Origin of the sequence: Leclercia adecarboxylata, from assembly GCF_023639785.1 — a bacterium.
GTDB classification, from domain to species: domain Bacteria; phylum Pseudomonadota; class Gammaproteobacteria; order Enterobacterales; family Enterobacteriaceae; genus Enterobacter; species Enterobacter adecarboxylatus_D.
Map to the genome: position 1 here is coordinate 1,072,208 of NZ_CP098325.1, position 14,425 is coordinate 1,086,632.

The following is a 14,425-nucleotide window of genomic DNA, read 5'->3' on the forward strand; positions in this document are numbered from 1 at the left end:
AGGCTATTCCTGTTGTTATCGGGAAAGGGCCCGGATGCGAAGGGTGATCCCCTCGACGGCCACGACCTCAACTTTAGTACCGGCGTTTAAATCCTCATCGGCAATCACCGGCCATGAACTGTCACCCACCCGCATATGGCCCCGCCCGTTCACCAGGGCGGTCTCCAGCGTAAACTGCATTCCCACCAGCTGTTGACCACGCTGGTTAAGCCGGGCATCGGCAGGTTTCTGCGCGCGCACCTGGCGTGACAGCCAGCGCCACCAGAGCCAGGCGGCAATAAGGGTCAGGACTGCAAACAGCACCCCCTGCCACGCCCAGTCGAAGGGTAAGATCCAGACCAGCAGGCCGGTGATAACGGCGGCCACGCCGCTCCACAGCAGGTAGCCGTTACCGCCGAGCATCTCTGCCGCCAACAGCAGGCCGCCGAGACTCAGCCAGAAGACGTGTGGATGTGCAGCAATCAGTTCGATCATAACTTGCGCTCGTTGCCGCTGTTTTTAATCAGCTCCGCGATCCCGCCGATCGAGCCCATCAGGCTGCTGGCATCCAGCGGCATCATCACCACCTTGCTGTTATCCGCCGAGCCGATGGCCTGCAGCGCTTCGGTGTATTTCTGCGCCACAAAGTAGTTAACCGCCTGGATATCCCCGGCAGCAATGGCCTCAGAGACCATTTTGGTGGCGCGGGCTTCTGCTTCCGCCGAACGTTCACGGGCTTCCGCCTGCAGGAAGGCAGACTGGCGTTCCCCTTCGGCTTTAAGGATCTGCGACTGTTTTTCCCCTTCCGCTTTGAGGATCTCCGCCTGGCGCACCCCTTCGGCCTCCAGAATATAGGCGCGCTTGGTTCGCTCAGCCTTCATCTGGGCGTTCATCGAGGTGATCAGCTCTGCTGGTGGACGCACGTCGCGGATCTCGATACGCGTAACTTTAATGCCCCAGGGGTTGGTGGCTTCATCGACGATGTGCAGCAGGCGGGTGTTGATGCTGTCGCGCTGGGAGAGCATTTCATCCAGCTCCATCGACCCCAGCACGGTTCGAATATTGGTCATCGTGAGGTTGATGATGGCTAGCTCGAGGTTGCTGACCTCGTAGGCCGCTTTCGGCGCGTCAATCACCTGAATAAAGCAGACCGCGTCGATGGTCACGTTGGCGTTATCCCGGGAGATAACCTCCTGCGACGGGATATCCAGCACCTGCTCCATCATGTTTATCTTGCGGCCAATGCGGTCCATAAAAGGCACGACCAGGCTTAAGCCCGGCTGCAGCGTTGTGGTGTAACGCCCAAAACGCTCAACCGTCCACTGGTAGCCCTGCGGAACTATTTTGACGCCAGCGGCGACAATCACCAGCGCCACGAAGATGAGAATAGGGATAACGATGAACATGTAAAACCTCCTGTTTTGTGTTCCATGTTGCGGTAACCATTGCTCGTTTGTTGTCCATTAGTATATCGGCAAACAGGGGGGAATTCGCGTTGAATCAACGAGCCGGGCGGGATTCAGACCTAAAAAAGCCCCGCTAAAAATAGCAGGGCGAGGGAGCATTTAACGGGCAGCGCCAGGTCAGGCGTGGGGATAGGTGTAGGTGAAGTCAGAGATATACTGCTCGCCTGCGTCGTTGATCGCCCGGGACAGCCCGGCATAGTATTTTTCCAGACCGATCGCTTCAATCTGCTGCAGCTGTTCCCGCACCGGGGCGCAGAACAGACCGGCATTACCGGCTTCGACGCGCTTATTGTTAGGCGGCAGATCGCCGGTGATCGCTTTAAACCAGGTGCGGATCCCTTGTTTAAGATTGTTTGGCGCTTTCGACAGATTGTCGATACCGGTCAGCACCTGCAAAGTCGGGAAGTGATCCTCTGCCACGGCGCTTTTCAGGCGGTCAAAGAACTGGCTGAACAGCTCATAGGAGCCCAGTTCGATGATTTTGGGTTTCGTTGTTTTACCGTTTTTATTACCGATCCTGCTTGCGGCAGGGGCGCTGGACGGCACGATACCTGTCTTATGCAAGTCTAATCCAAACAGCAGATTGCAGTGGGCGCGACGCTCTTTCAGCGGGTAAGACATCAGCACTTCAATAAACTTCGTCGCCATCACATCCGACAGCTTATGGTTGATCAGCCATTGCGAGCGGGAAAAGTCTGCCGGGGAGACAAACCACTCCGGCACCTCGTCGTACCGCTTCGATTTACCTTTCCCATCAAATTCAATGAAATGCGTGCCGTTGTCGAAGGCGAATTTGCAATTTTTAAAGCTGACAATGGTGGTATTAACGATCAAGGCTTTTTTTACGAAATCAACGACTTCCGGGCCAATAACAAAGCTGGTCTCTGCCGAGGTGTGGATGACTTGCATTAATGTTTCTACATTAGGAACACCCGGCTTAAGGGAGGTGAACTCATAAAAGATATGTGTCATGCCGCATACTTCCTATAGTTATTGGCGGGCCATTTTAATCGTGAAAAAGTTTAACATTTCCCGCAAGGTGAGGCCATTAGCACCGCGTGCGGGAGTTTTGCGCCGATCACAAATGGAAGATAAACGTTACTACAGGTGGGCTATTCGTTCAGAAGAGTGGACATCATAAAGACTCAATTTTATTTCTTTAAAGACTCATTAACCTTTTTTCAAAATTAAACATTAGAAAGTCTTAATAAACTCTACCTGCAGATATAAAAAAGCCGCCATAACGGCGGCTTTAAGATTGTCGGCTTAACGATCAGTACAGCAGAGCGTAAAGCTTACGGCGATAGGAAGAGGCAAGGGAATCTCCCGTGCCGAGTGCCGCCAGAATGTCCTGGAACGTTTTACGCGCCTTGCCGTCAGCCGCAGCCAGATCGGTTTTCAGGTGGCTGAACAGCAGTTCCAGCGCTTCTTCGTTACGGCCCACCTGATGCAGCTGCAGTGCCAGCTGGCTGGCCAGCGCGGCGTCGGCAGGGTTGTCGGCCACCTGCTGTTGCAGCTGCTGGATTTCCGGCGTATCCGCGGCTTTTTTCAGCAGTTCAATTTGCGCCACCAGCCCCTGATAGCGGGTGTCCTGATCCTGCAGGGGGATAGTTTTCAGCACCACTTCGGCGTCTTCAGAACGCTTTAAAACAATCAGCGTTTCTGCCAGCAGCAGGCCGGTTTCGCTGTTCTGACCGGAAAGCTGCCACGCCTCTTTCAGCAGCGGCAGAGCCTCGTCATGTTTGCCTTCAGCCATCAGGGCCGCCGCCTGCTGCGCTTTCAGCTCCTCTTCGCGGGGCAGCACTTTATCCAGCAGGGCGCGGATCGCCTCTTCCGGCTGCGGGCCCTGGAAGCCGTCCACCGGCTGACCGTTCTGGAACAGATAGACCGTGGGAATGGCGCGCAGGCCAAACTGGGAGGCGATCATCTGCTCGGCGTCGCAGTCCAGCTTTGCCAGAATAAACTGACCGTTGTACTGGGCCGCAAGCTTCTCAAGGACCGGGGTCAGTTCCAGGCAGTGCTGACTCCGTTCAGACCAGAAGTAGAACAGCACGGGTTTGGTCATCGACTGTTCAAGGGTCTGGTGCAGGTTTGCTTCGGTAATGTTGACAATATTCTGTACGGACATGCAGCATTCTCGGTTATGAGTTTTTATTTACATGGGGGCGTGGCACGTGGCTTCAACTCAGCCCTGTAAAATTTTGTCCATCATCCGGCCGGGCAGCAGGCGTTTCAGCACGCCGACGGCATGGGTCACCAGCGTGACCGGATAACGCATTTTTGGGTTTTTGCTCTCAAAAGCATGGCGCACTTTGGCGACTACCGCCTCCGGCCCCAGCGTAAAGCGTGCGGCAATGCCGGGATTTTCCACCGGCTTGTCGGCCTGGGTTTGATTCACGTTGTCGGTAAAGCGGGTGCGGATGGGGCCCGGTTCAATCAGGCTCACCTTAATACCGCTGTGGCGCAGCTCCATGCGCAGCGCATCTGACCAGGCTTCCAGCGCATATTTGCTGGCGGCGTAAGCCCCACGGCCGGGCGTGGAGATAAGCCCCATCACCGAGGAGGTCATCACAATGCGGCCCTCGCCGTGCGGCAGCATGGCGGGCAGCAGGCGCATGGTCAGCTGATGGACGCCAAAAAAATTGGCCGAGAACTGCTGTTCAAGCTGCTGGCGCGTAATGGACTGCAGCGGGCCGTACACGCCAAAACCGGCGTTATTGAACAGCCCATACAGGCGATTACCGGTCAGGGCGATCACTTCATCGGCGGCGCGTTCAATGCTTTCTGCACAATCCAGATCCAACAGCACGCCGGCAAAACCCATGTTGTTCATCCGTTCAACGTCTTCGGGTTTGCGGCAGGCGGCCAGCACCCAGAATCCCTGACGCTTCAGTTCAAGGGCGCTTTCGAGGCCAATTCCGCTGGAACATCCTGTTATTAAGACCGATTTTTGCATAACTTTACCTGTCAGGATCTCCGCTGAATTACGAGTCATGTTTAACTAAAGGAGCCAGCCGGGTCGCCATCCAGTCGGCGATAAACGGCTGGGCGTCCCGATTGGGGTGAATACCGTCGTCCTGCATCCACTGCGGCTTCAGGTAGACCTCTTCCATAAAAAAGGGCAGCAGCGGCACATCGAACTCTTTGGCAAGCTTCGGATAGATCGCGCTGAAGGCTTCATTATACCGTCGACCGTAGTTGGCAGGCAGGCGAATTTGCATCAGCAGCGGCTGGGCGTTCGCGGCGCGAATATCCTGCAAAATTTTGCGCAGGGTTTGCTCCGTCTGCTGCGGCTGGAAACCACGCAGGCCGTCGTTACCGCCAAGCTCCACCAGTACCCAGCGGGGCTGATGCTGTTTCAGCAGGGCAGGCAGGCGGGAAAGCCCCTGCTGCGAGGTGTCGCCGCTGATGCTGCCGTTAATAACCGTCGTTTTGCTCTGCCATTTATCGTTCAGCAGCGCAGGCCAGGCGGCACTGGCCGCCATCCGGTAGCCAGCGCTCAGACTGTCACCCAGAATTAATAGCGTGTCCGCCGCCGCGGCGCGAAATGAAAACAGAATCAGAAACAGGAAGGGCAAATGCCAGCGGAAAACATTGTTGAAGTTCATCATCTTAAGAAGTCCGTGGGTCAGGGTGAGCACGAGCTTTCCATCCTCACCGGAGTTGAACTCATTGTCAAACGCGGGCAGAGCATCGCCCTGATTGGTGAATCGGGCTCGGGTAAATCCACGCTGCTGGCGATCCTCGCCGGGCTGGATGACGGCAGCAGCGGCGAGGTCAACCTCGTGGGCCAGCCCCTGCATGCGCTGGATGAAGAGGCCCGGGCGGCACTGCGGGCAAAGCACATTGGCTTTGTTTTCCAGTCGTTTATGTTGATCCCAACCCTCAATGCGCTGGAGAACGTGGAGCTGCCGGGGCTGCTGCGCGGCGAGAACACCGCTCACAGCCGGGAAAGCGCCAGCGCGCTGCTGCAACAGCTGGGGCTGGGAAAACGCCTCGATCACCTTCCGGCGCAGCTCTCCGGCGGGGAACAGCAGCGGGTGGCGCTGGCCCGGGCATTTAACGGCCGCCCGGACGTGCTTTTTGCCGACGAACCCACCGGCAACCTCGATCGCCAGACCGGGGATAAAATTGCCGATCTGCTGTTCTCGCTGAACCGTGAGCACGGCACTACGCTCATCCTCGTCACCCACGATCCGCAACTGGCCGCCCGCTGCGACCGCCGCCTGCGCCTGGTGAATGGCGAACTTCAGGAGGAAGCATGATAACCCGCTGGTTCTGGCGCGAATGGCGCTCCCCCTCGCTGCTGATCGTCTGGCTGGCGTTGAGCCTGGCGGTCGCCTGCGTGCTGGCGCTCGGCAGCGTCAGCGATCGTATGGAAAAGGGGCTTAGCCAGCAAAGCCGTGAGTTTATGGCGGGGGACCGCACGCTGCGCAGCTCCCGCGAGGTGCCGCAGGCGTGGCTTGAGGAGGCGCGAAAAGAGGGGCTGAAAGTCAGCGAGCAGTTGAGCTTCCAGACCATGACCTTTGCCGCCGATACGCCGCAGCTGGCAAGCGTCAAGGCCGTCGATAATCTTTATCCGCTGTATGGCGAGCTGCAGACCAACCCGCCAGGGCTGAAGCCCGCGCCGGGGACGGTCCTGCTGGCCTCGCGCCTGATGGCGCTGCTGAATCTGAAAACCGGCGACAGCATTGACGTCGGGGATGCCACCCTGAAAATCGCCGGGGAGGTGGTTCAGGAGCCGGATTCCGGCTTTAACCCGTTCCAGATGGCGCCGCGTCTGCTGATGAACACGGCGGATGTCGCCAAAACCGCGGCGGTCCAGCCCGGGAGCCGCGTCACCTGGCGCATTAAGTTTGGCGGCACGCCCGCCCAGCTGAGCACCTACGAAAAATGGCTCCTGCCGCAGCTGAAGGCGGAGCACCGCTGGTCCGGGATGGAGCAGGAGGAGGGCGCGCTCGGCAGGTCGCTGGAGCGTTCCCAGCAGTTCCTGCTGCTTTCGGCGCTGCTCACGCTGCTGCTGGCGGTGGCGGCGGTGGCGGTAGCCATGGGCCACTACTGCCGCAGCCGCTACGACCTGGTGGCGATCCTGAAAACCCTCGGGGCGGGCAGGGCACAGCTGCGCAAGCTGATCGTCGGCCAGTGGCTGATGGTGCTTACTCTTTCTGCTGTCACCGGCGGGGCGATGGGGCTGCTGTTCGAAAAGGTCCTGATGGTGCTGCTTAAACCGGTGCTGCCCGCCGCGCTGCCGCCTGCCAGCCTGTGGCCGTGGCTGTGGGCGATCGGGGCCATGACCGTTATCTCGCTGCTGGTGGGGCTGCGTCCTTATCGCCTGCTGCTGGCGACGCAGCCGCTGCGCGTTCTGCGTCGCGACGTGGTGGCCAGCGTCTGGCCGCTGAAATATTACATTCCGACTATTGTGGTCGTGGTGGTGCTGCTTCTCGCCTGGCTGATGGGCGGCAGCATGCTGCTGTGGGCCGTGCTGGCCGGGGCCGTGGTGCTGGCGCTGCTCTGCGGCGTGCTGGGCTGGATGCTGCTCAGCGCACTTAAGGGGCTGACGGTGAAATCCCTGCCGGTGCGTCTGGCGGTGAACCGCCTGCTGCGCCAGCCGTGGTCAACGCTCAGCCAGCTGTCGGCCTTCTCACTGTCATTCATGCTGCTGGCTTTACTGCTGGTGCTGCGCGGCGACCTGCTGGATCGCTGGCAACAGCAGCTTCCGCCCGAGAGCCCGAACTACTTCCTGATCAATATCGCCCCGGAGCAGGTAACGCCGCTGAAGACGTTTCTCTCGGAGCACCAGATTGTCCCCGAATCCTACTATCCTGTCGTGCGGGCGCGTCTGACCCGAATTAACGGACAGTCTACCGAGGGCAATAAGGATGAATCTCTCAACCGCGAGCTGAACCTGACCTGGCAGGATAAACGCCCGGATCATAACCCCATCACCGCCGGCACCTGGCCGCCAGAAGCGGGGGAAGTGTCGATGGAAGAGGGGCTGGCAAAACGCCTGAATGTCGCTCTGGGGGATACGGTGACTTTCACCGGCGACACCCAGGACTTCAGCGCTAAAGTGACCAGCCTGCGCAAGGTCGACTGGGAGAGCCTGCGGCCGAACTTCTACTTTATCTTCCCTTCCGGGGCGCTGGACGGGCAGCCCCAGAGCTGGCTGACCAGTTTCCGCTGGGAAAAGGGTAACGGCATGCTCACCCAGCTCAACCGCGAGTTCCCGACCATCAGCCTGCTGGATATCGGCGCGATCCTGAAACAGGTCGGCCAGGTGCTGGAGCAGGTGAGTCGGGCGCTGGAGGTGATGGTGGTGCTGGTGACGATTTGCGGCGTGCTGCTTTTACTGGCCCAGGTGCAGGTCGGGATGCGTCAGCGCCATCAGGAGCTGGTGGTCTATCGCACCCTGGGCGCGGGTAAAAAACTGCTGCGCGCTACGCTCTGGAGCGAGTTCGCCCTGCTGGGGCTGGTGGCTGGCCTGGTGGCGGCCATCGGCGCCGAAACCGCGCTCGCGGTGCTGCAAACCCGGGTATTCGACTTCCCGTGGGAGCCTGACTGGCGACTCTGGGCAATCCTGCCGCTCAGCGGCGCGGTGATACTCTCGCTGTGCGGCGGCTGGCTGGGTGCCCGACTGCTGAAGGGCAAAGCCCTGTTCCGCCAGTTCTCCGGTTAGTGTATTCCCGCAATCATCACGTGCCGGTTTTTATTCCGGCACGTGATGCCTTAACAGCATAAAATGATAAATAATTGATTTTTAGCGGCACAAATCATTAAAAACCGGGCAACACGGACAGATAAATCCTGGTTAATATTCACCTGCTAAATAAATGGCAGTGTGTCTATCAAGGAAAAATAATGACCATAACTAAAAAAGCGCTGGCGGGAGCGATCGGCGCAGCAGTGGCATTGACGTCTTTTGCATCCCAGGCTGAAATCACCGTTCTGAAACGAGATCCGCAGGCGGGCAACCCGCTGAGCCGTCTCAACTTTACCGTTGGCGGCAGTATTCGTCCTCAGTTCCAGAATATGACCGGCGACGACGGCAAAAACAGCTACAAGCGTAACGGCTTTGACGGCGGCACCCGCTTCCGTTTTGCGGCAGATTACTACCTGTTCGATGACATCAGCTGGGTGAGCTATTACGAGCTGGGTGTGAACATTCCGGCTCAGTTCAACTGGGACAACCACCATGCAGACGGCGCGCGTGATACTTCCCGTCGCATGCTCTACACCGGCCTGAAGAGCGACACCTGGGGTACCCTGACCTTCGGTCAGCAGAACAGCGTTTACTATGATGTGGTTGGCGCGAAGACCGATATCTGGGACTACGACATGATCGGCCAGGCACCGGGGAACGGCATCAACGGCGACTACGACGGCTCTTACCGTTCACGCCAGATGCTGAAGTACAAGAAAACCCTCGGCGATGCCGACATCTATGCCTCTTACCTGTTCGAAGACAGCGAATACCTGCCCGGTAACGGCCTGCGCTACAAGCGTAAAGGCGGCGGCTCACTGGGGCTGGATTATCGCCTGACCACCGACCTGACCTGGGGCGCGGCGTGGAACTATACCCGTGCGGACATGCGTAACCCGGATAACGGCGACAGCAAAACCTGGGATCAGAACATCCTCGGCACCGCCCTGAGCTGGACCCCGGACAACTGGACTTTCTCCGCAGGCGGCGGCTGGTATCAGAACTTCATGACCAGCAAAAAAGTGTCGGTCAATGACTACTTCGCCGGTGACGCGTGGGGTATTGAGTACTTCGCCGGGTATAAATTCCCGATTGGTCAGTATGCGGTGAAATCCATCCAGCCTTACTTCATGGGCGATCGCATCGAGACCATGAATGGCCGTAACTACCAGCGCATCGACAACGGCGTGGGTATCAGCGTCCAGCTGGACTACGGTTTCCGCGTGGATTACGAGCACGTGTTCACCTCCAGCACCGACGATCTGGGCGATATGAACCTGGTGCGTCTGCGTTACGACTTCTAAGTCGTTTGTTCCCCGGTGGCGCTGCGCTTACCGGGGCTACAAGTTCGTGCCGAACCTCCAGGCCGGGTAAGCGTTAGCGCATCCGGCTTTTTTTTCAGCGACTTAGCCACTGTGCAACATCCTCATACGTCCCGCGATAAACAATCTTCTCCGCCTTCTTCTCCAGCTGAAAACGGTACATCGGGTCGTAATAGTCATTCAGCAGCGGCGCAAGCCAGCTGAAATGCGCTTCGGTGCTGCCGGTACGCTGCTGTTCCTCCAGGGCGCTATCCAGCAGGGCGGTAAATTCGGCGTAACGCTGCAGCCCCAGACGGCGGCGGATGGCAAACAGGCCGTGGTGCAGATAGTCGCTGTACTCTTTCCAGCCCCCGTCCTCGCCATAAGCGGCAGAAAAATCCGCCCACATCTGCTCGAAATACTCTTCGCGCAGGCGCTCAAGACGCACCTCAAACGGATCCTCGACTACCACAATCGGCGACTGCGCCATGCGATCGCGCAGGCACTCCGGCAGGTGGTTGGAGCCAATCATCCGGCCTTCATCTTCCAGCACCCAGCGCGAAGCCTCTTTTTTTAGCAGCTCAACCGCCAGGTGGTTTTCAAAACTCGCCTGCGAGAGCTGCGGGGACAGCGTGCGGCCAAAGGAGGAGCCACGATGGTGCGCCAGCCCTTCAAGATCCACGCCCTCAGGGTGCGCTTTCACCAGCAGCGTTTTGCCGCTGCCGGTGCAGCCGCCGATCAGCACGCTGGGTTTTTGCGCCTGCTCGACGGTCGCCTGCATCGCCGCCTGACGTAGCGCTTTATAGCCGCCGACGATCAGCGGGTAGTCTACGCCTGCCTCTTTCAGCCACGCCTGCACGATATGCGAGCGCTGTCCGCCCCGGGCGCAGCAAATGTAGCCCTGCGGTTGGGCAAGGCAGGCGGCGCGCCAGGCGTCCAGGCGCTGGTCTCGCGTCTCGCCGCTCACCAGACGGTGGCCGAGCGCGAGCGCGGCTTCCGGCCCCTGGCGCTTATAGCAGGTGCCGACGGCGGCGCGTTCGTCGTCGTTCATTAAAGGCAGGTTGCGTGCCGCAGGCATGGCGCCCTGAGCAAATTCCACGGGGGCGCGCACGTCAATTAATGGCGTGTCGGCAGTAAGAATGGCGCGATAGTCCGTCCCATCGTTCATAAGGATCCCTCAAAACAACAATGGGCAGGATTTTACGCCGGGGAAGGGGAAGGTCAACTCCCCGGCGGTAAGGCTTAGCTGAGTGCGGACTGCGCCCAGGCAATGCCGCTGGCGTACTCCGGCGGCAGCAGGGGCACGATTGCTTCCAGCGCGGCGCGCAGGCGGGCGGTATCAGTATCGTTCAGGTTCAGGTGGCCGACCTTGCGACCCGGGCGCACCGCTTTATCGTACCAGTGCAGATGTACCAGCGGCAGGTTCAGCCAGGCGTAGTTCAGATCGGTGCCGATCAGGTTGATCATTACCGACGGGCTGTTAACCACCGGCTTCGGCAGCGGCAGTCCGGTAATGGCGCGCAGATGCAGCTCAAACTGGCTGATGGAAGCCCCGTTTTGCGTCCAGTGACCGCTGTTGTGCACGCGCGGCGCCAGCTCGTTGATCAGCAGGCCTTCCGGCGTGACGAAACATTCCATCGCCATTACGCCCACGTAGCCCAGTTCCTGCATGATGGCAGAGAGCATGCCTTCCGCCTGCGCCTGTTGGGCGGCGTCAGCCTGCGGGAAGACCACGCTGGTGCGCAGAATGCCGTCCTGATGCAGGTTGTGGGTCAGGGGATAAAATACCGTGCTGCCGTCATGGGCGCGGGCGCCGACCAGCGACACTTCGCCGCTGAAATTGATGCCCTGCTCAACGATGCACTCGCCGTAGCACTCGTCCGGCAGCTGGTCTGTTTCGCCAGCGCGCAGACGCCACTGGCCGCGGCCGTCGTAGCCGCCCACGCGGCGCTTGACGATCGCCAGCTCGCCCAGCGAATCAAACACGCCTGGCCACTGGCCTTTTTCGCTCAGCAACTGCCACGGCGCGGTGGCGAGATGCAGATCGTCGAACAGCTGCTTTTGCGTCAGGCGATCGGCAATGATCGGGAAGACGTCGCGGTTCACGAAGGCGTTGTGACGCGCCAGCTCACGGGTTAACGCGGTTTCCGGCCAGCGCTCAATCTCCGCGGTGATGACGCTTTGCTGAAAGGGCACGGCTTCCGGTTCATCGTCCAGCCCCACCGGCCAGACGCTGATCCCCAGCGGTTCACCGGCCTGACGCAGCATACGGCCTAACTGACCGTTGCCCAGGACACAGACCTGCTTCATGCCGCACCTCGCGGGTCGGGATTGTCCAGCACTTCGTCGGTCTGGGCTTTACGCCAGTCCGCCAGACGCTGATGGAGCGCTTTATCGTGAGTTGCGAGGATCTGTGCCGCCAGCAGGGCGGCGTTGGCGGCACCCGCTTTACCGATGGCCAGCGTACCAACAGGAATGCCGCGCGGCATCTGCACGATGGAGTAGAGGCTGTCGACGCCGCTCAGGGCTGCGCTCTGAACCGGGACGCCGAGCACCGGCACCAGGGTTTTGGCAGCAATCATGCCGGGCAGATGCGCGGCACCGCCGGCACCGGCAATAATCACCTGATAGCCGTTCTCTTCTGCGCCTTCGGCGAAGCTGAACAGTTTATCGGGGGTGCGGTGTGCGGAGACCACTTCAACGTGGTGAGGAACGTTCAGGATGTCAAAGATTTCGGCGGCGAACTGCATGGTAGCCCAGTCGCTTTTGGACCCCATTACGATGGCGACACGCGCCGGATTATTGCTGGAAGACATGCGTCTTAAAACTCCTGTGGTGCACAACTCTCGGCTTTTGAGGTGACAGAGAATAGCACGATCCACAGGCAAGGAAAACGGTTGCGCGGCTAAAACTTCCGCTAACGTCGGCGGCTTTATACAATAAAAAAACCGCCAGAAGGCGGTCTTTTTATAGGCTCTTAAGCGGTTTACAGCAGATTGCCTGCGGTCAGGTCCTCTTTGTCGAAAGCATGGCTCACATCAATATGATTCTGCTGCACAGCCGTGTCGATATTCGAACCCGCCTCCGGGGTGGAGAAGGTATGTTCAGCAGCCATCGCGCCAGAGGTCAGGGAAGCGGCCAGCAGCAGGGCGCTGACGATACTGTTAGTTTTCATTCTTTTTTCCTTTCTCATCGTATTGTCGCTGTCGCTGGTCTCTTATCTGGCGGCACGGCAATTGGGCAAATTATTTAGTGAGTTCAGCGGTCATGTGCACGCGGTTGTCGAACTGGGCGCTGGTGATTTTGTAAGCCACACCTTCTTTAGCAGCCTGAGCGGCAATTTTCGCTTCCGCGCGGTCAAGCGTGGAGGCGGTAGCGCTCACGCTCTGGGCGAAAGAACCGAAAGAGATCAGAGAAAGAGCGGCAACTGCAACGAAAGTTTTGATGGATTTCATGGTCGTGTTCCTTAAGCTGTTTTGTTCGGAATAGGGCGTTGTTGCCCTGATGTGAATCATCATAGGCCGACCGAAGTGTGATTAAAATCAAAACAATTTGCGGAGAGAATTCAAAAAATTTGAATGATTTCTGGGCGGGATATCAGAACGGGAAGGCGATAAGCTCCACGCCTTCAGGCGTGACTTTGACCATCGACCCCTCGGTGTGCCATGCCCCTAACACCACGCGCTGAGCGGGTTCACCGTTTACGGTCAGGCTATGGACGTCCGGGCGATGGGTATGGCCGTGGATCAGCCACTGAACATGGTGTTTTTCCATCACGCCGATCACCGCCTGCGGGTTCACGTCCATGATGGTCATGGATTTGCTGCTGTTGGCGGCTTTACTGCCGGCACGCATTTTTGCCGCGATTCGGCTGCGGATAAACAGCGGCAGGGCGAGAAACAGGGTCTGGATCCAGGGAGTATGCACTTTGGCGCGAAACGCCAGATAGCCGGTATCGTCGGTGCAGAGCGTGTCGCCATGCATAATCAGCACGCGGCGGCCATAGAGATCGAGAACGGTCTCTTCCGCCAGCAGGGTCATGCCGCTTTCACGGGCGAAGCGCTTGCCCAGCAGAAAGTCGCGGTTACCGTGGATAAAAAAGCAGGGAACGCCAGAATCGACCAGCGCTTTAAGGGCACCCGCTATGTCGCGGTGCAGCGGGTTCGGATCGTCGTCGCCAATCCAGGCTTCAAACAGATCGCCCAGGATGTAAAGCGCGTCGGCGTGGCGGGCTTCACCCTGTAAAAAACGCAGAAAACCGGCGGTGATCGCCGGTTCTTCTGTTTGCAGATGCAGATCTGCAATAAAGAGTGTCGCCACGAATTATTCGCTGACGGTCACGCTTGTGATCACAACGTCTTCTTTTGGAACGTCCTGGTGCATGCCGCTGCGGCCGGTAGAAACGCCTTTGATCTTGTCAACCACGTCCATACCGTCAACCACTTCAGCAAACACGCAGTAGCCCCAACCCTGCAGGCTTTCGCCGGAGAAGTTCAGGAAGTCGTTGTCTGCTACGTTGATGAAGAACTGCGCGGTGGCAGAGTGTGGCGCCTGAGTACGGGCCATTGCCAGGGTACCGCGGGTGTTTTTCAGACCGTTGTTGGCTTCGTTTTTGATCGCCGCTTTGGTCTCTTTCTGGTTCATACCAGGTTCAAAACCGCCGCCCTGGATCATAAAGCCGTTAATGACACGGTGGAAAATGGTGTTGTCGTAGAAACCTTCGCGGCAGTAGTCCAGGAAGTTTTTAACTGTTTCAGGCGCTTTGTCATCAAAGGTTTTGATTACGATATCGCCATGATTAGTGTGGAAAGTAACCATTTTTGCATCCTGTTCCGTTTATAGTGGTGCTTCGACCCCGCCAGGGGCCACAATAAGCGCTTGTTATAGCATAACCGCAACGCGCGATCACCTTGCATTACTTGCTGCTTCAGGTTTGAATTACCATTAGAATATGCCGTTTTCACCCACACACGTCTCAC

Annotated in this window: 16 protein-coding genes; 3 read left to right on the forward strand and 13 right to left on the reverse strand. The window is 58.4% G+C overall.

Going from position 1 to position 14,425, the window contains the following annotated elements:
• Positions 1-15: 15 nt before the first annotated feature.
• The 6 genes from NB069_RS04990 to tesA all read right to left on the reverse strand — a co-directional run bounded on the left by NB069_RS04990 (position 16) and on the right by tesA (position 5,053).
• Positions 16-474: an NfeD family protein gene (locus tag NB069_RS04990; protein ID WP_250588084.1), complete on the reverse strand. Its 459-nt coding sequence runs from the start codon at positions 472-474 to the stop codon at positions 16-18.
• Positions 471-1,385 carry an SPFH domain-containing protein gene (locus NB069_RS04995; RefSeq protein WP_250588090.1) on the reverse strand — a complete coding sequence of 305 codons (915 nt, stop codon included), beginning with the start codon at positions 1,383-1,385 and terminating at the stop codon, positions 471-473. Before NB069_RS04995 ends, NB069_RS04990 begins: the two co-directional genes overlap by 4 nt.
• A gap of 177 nt (positions 1,386-1,562) precedes the next feature.
• Positions 1,563-2,417 carry a hypothetical protein gene (locus NB069_RS05000; protein WP_250588096.1) on the reverse strand — a complete coding sequence of 285 codons (855 nt, stop codon included), beginning with the start codon at positions 2,415-2,417 and terminating at the stop codon, positions 1,563-1,565.
• Positions 2,418-2,718: 301 nt separating this feature from the next.
• Positions 2,719-3,573 (reverse strand): co-chaperone YbbN, encoded by an 855-nt coding sequence (locus NB069_RS05005; RefSeq protein ID WP_250588098.1) that lies wholly within the window; start codon positions 3,571-3,573, stop codon positions 2,719-2,721.
• Between the two features lie 57 nt (positions 3,574-3,630).
• Positions 3,631-4,440, reverse strand: a complete 810-nt coding sequence (locus NB069_RS05010; protein ID WP_250588099.1) for an SDR family oxidoreductase — start codon at positions 4,438-4,440, stop codon at positions 3,631-3,633.
• Entirely contained in the window at positions 4,430-5,053 is a 624-nt protein-coding gene (tesA, locus tag NB069_RS05015) for a multifunctional acyl-CoA thioesterase I/protease I/lysophospholipase L1 (RefSeq protein ID WP_250589452.1), read from the reverse strand. Before tesA ends, NB069_RS05010 begins: the two co-directional genes overlap by 11 nt.
• Between tesA and ybbA the strand changes: the two genes are divergently transcribed.
• The 3 genes from ybbA to NB069_RS05030 all read left to right on the forward strand — a co-directional run bounded on the left by ybbA (position 5,024) and on the right by NB069_RS05030 (position 9,449).
• Positions 5,024-5,710 carry a putative ABC transporter ATP-binding protein YbbA gene (gene ybbA / locus NB069_RS05020; protein WP_250588101.1) on the forward strand — a complete coding sequence of 229 codons (687 nt, stop codon included), beginning with the start codon at positions 5,024-5,026 and terminating at the stop codon, positions 5,708-5,710. The genes tesA and ybbA overlap by 30 nt on opposite strands.
• The gene (gene ybbP, locus NB069_RS05025; RefSeq protein WP_250588102.1) at positions 5,707-8,121 is read left to right on the forward strand and encodes a putative ABC transporter permease subunit YbbP; all 2,415 of its coding nucleotides are present in this window, start codon (positions 5,707-5,709) and stop codon (positions 8,119-8,121) included. Before ybbA ends, ybbP begins: the two co-directional genes overlap by 4 nt.
• 182 nt (positions 8,122-8,303) lie before the next feature.
• A complete protein-coding gene (locus NB069_RS05030) occupies positions 8,304-9,449 on the forward strand; it encodes a porin (RefSeq protein ID WP_250588104.1) in 1,146 nt (381 codons plus the stop codon).
• Between the two features lie 94 nt (positions 9,450-9,543).
• Here the strand turns inward: NB069_RS05030 and mnmH are convergent, their stop codons facing one another.
• The 7 genes from mnmH to ppiB form a co-directional block, all read right to left on the reverse strand.
• Positions 9,544-10,614: a tRNA 2-selenouridine(34) synthase MnmH gene (gene mnmH / locus NB069_RS05035; RefSeq protein WP_250588106.1), complete on the reverse strand. Its 1,071-nt coding sequence runs from the start codon at positions 10,612-10,614 to the stop codon at positions 9,544-9,546.
• 74 nt (positions 10,615-10,688) lie between these two features.
• Positions 10,689-11,756: a 5-(carboxyamino)imidazole ribonucleotide synthase gene (gene purK / locus NB069_RS05040; RefSeq protein ID WP_250588107.1), complete on the reverse strand. Its 1,068-nt coding sequence runs from the start codon at positions 11,754-11,756 to the stop codon at positions 10,689-10,691.
• Positions 11,753-12,262 carry a 5-(carboxyamino)imidazole ribonucleotide mutase gene (purE, locus tag NB069_RS05045; protein ID WP_039032586.1) on the reverse strand — a complete coding sequence of 170 codons (510 nt, stop codon included), beginning with the start codon at positions 12,260-12,262 and terminating at the stop codon, positions 11,753-11,755. Before purE ends, purK begins: the two co-directional genes overlap by 4 nt.
• Before the next feature lie 170 nt (positions 12,263-12,432).
• Positions 12,433-12,621 (reverse strand): hypothetical protein, encoded by a 189-nt coding sequence (locus tag NB069_RS05050; protein ID WP_250588109.1) that lies wholly within the window; start codon positions 12,619-12,621, stop codon positions 12,433-12,435.
• 70 nt (positions 12,622-12,691) lie between these two features.
• Complete coding sequence (locus NB069_RS05055; RefSeq protein WP_250588111.1) at positions 12,692-12,901, reverse strand: YdgH/BhsA/McbA-like domain containing protein; 210 nt, start codon at positions 12,899-12,901, stop codon at positions 12,692-12,694.
• A 142-nt stretch (positions 12,902-13,043) separates the two neighbouring features.
• Positions 13,044-13,766, reverse strand: coding sequence for a UDP-2,3-diacylglucosamine diphosphatase (lpxH, locus tag NB069_RS05060; RefSeq protein ID WP_250588113.1), 723 nt, complete (start codon positions 13,764-13,766; stop codon positions 13,044-13,046).
• A gap of 3 nt (positions 13,767-13,769) precedes the next feature.
• On the reverse strand, positions 13,770-14,264 hold the full coding sequence (gene ppiB, locus NB069_RS05065; protein WP_250588115.1) for a peptidylprolyl isomerase B: 495 nt from the start codon (positions 14,262-14,264) through the stop codon (positions 13,770-13,772).
• Between the last annotated feature and the right edge of the window lie 161 nt (positions 14,265-14,425).

Bases quoted from the DNA above. Each gene is read 5' to 3' on its own strand.
- ybbA (WP_250588101.1), top strand. From the start codon at position 5,024: ATGCCAGCGGAAAACATTGTTGAAGTTCATCATCTTAAGAAGTCCGTG.
- NB069_RS05030 (WP_250588104.1), top strand. From the start codon at position 8,304: ATGACCATAACTAAAAAAGCGCTGGCGGGAGCGATCGGCGCAGCAGTG.
- NB069_RS05050 (WP_250588109.1), bottom strand. From the start codon at position 12,621: ATGAAAACTAACAGTATCGTCAGCGCCCTGCTGCTGGCCGCTTCCCTG.
- purK (WP_250588107.1), bottom strand. From the start codon at position 11,756: ATGAAGCAGGTCTGTGTCCTGGGCAACGGTCAGTTAGGCCGTATGCTG.
- NB069_RS04995 (WP_250588090.1), bottom strand. From the start codon at position 1,385: ATGTTCATCGTTATCCCTATTCTCATCTTCGTGGCGCTGGTGATTGTC.
- tesA (WP_250589452.1), bottom strand. From the start codon at position 5,053: ATGAACTTCAACAATGTTTTCCGCTGGCATTTGCCCTTCCTGTTTCTG.
- NB069_RS05005 (WP_250588098.1), bottom strand. From the start codon at position 3,573: ATGTCCGTACAGAATATTGTCAACATTACCGAAGCAAACCTGCACCAG.
- ppiB (WP_250588115.1), bottom strand. From the start codon at position 14,264: ATGGTTACTTTCCACACTAATCATGGCGATATCGTAATCAAAACCTTT.
- NB069_RS05010 (WP_250588099.1), bottom strand. From the start codon at position 4,440: ATGACTCGTAATTCAGCGGAGATCCTGACAGGTAAAGTTATGCAAAAA.
- mnmH (WP_250588106.1), bottom strand. From the start codon at position 10,614: ATGAACGATGGGACGGACTATCGCGCCATTCTTACTGCCGACACGCCA.
- NB069_RS05055 (WP_250588111.1), bottom strand. From the start codon at position 12,901: ATGAAATCCATCAAAACTTTCGTTGCAGTTGCCGCTCTTTCTCTGATC.
- NB069_RS05000 (WP_250588096.1), bottom strand. From the start codon at position 2,417: ATGACACATATCTTTTATGAGTTCACCTCCCTTAAGCCGGGTGTTCCT.
- purE (WP_039032586.1), bottom strand. From the start codon at position 12,262: ATGTCTTCCAGCAATAATCCGGCGCGTGTCGCCATCGTAATGGGGTCC.
- NB069_RS04990 (WP_250588084.1), bottom strand. From the start codon at position 474: ATGATCGAACTGATTGCTGCACATCCACACGTCTTCTGGCTGAGTCTC.
- ybbP (WP_250588102.1), top strand. From the start codon at position 5,707: ATGATAACCCGCTGGTTCTGGCGCGAATGGCGCTCCCCCTCGCTGCTG.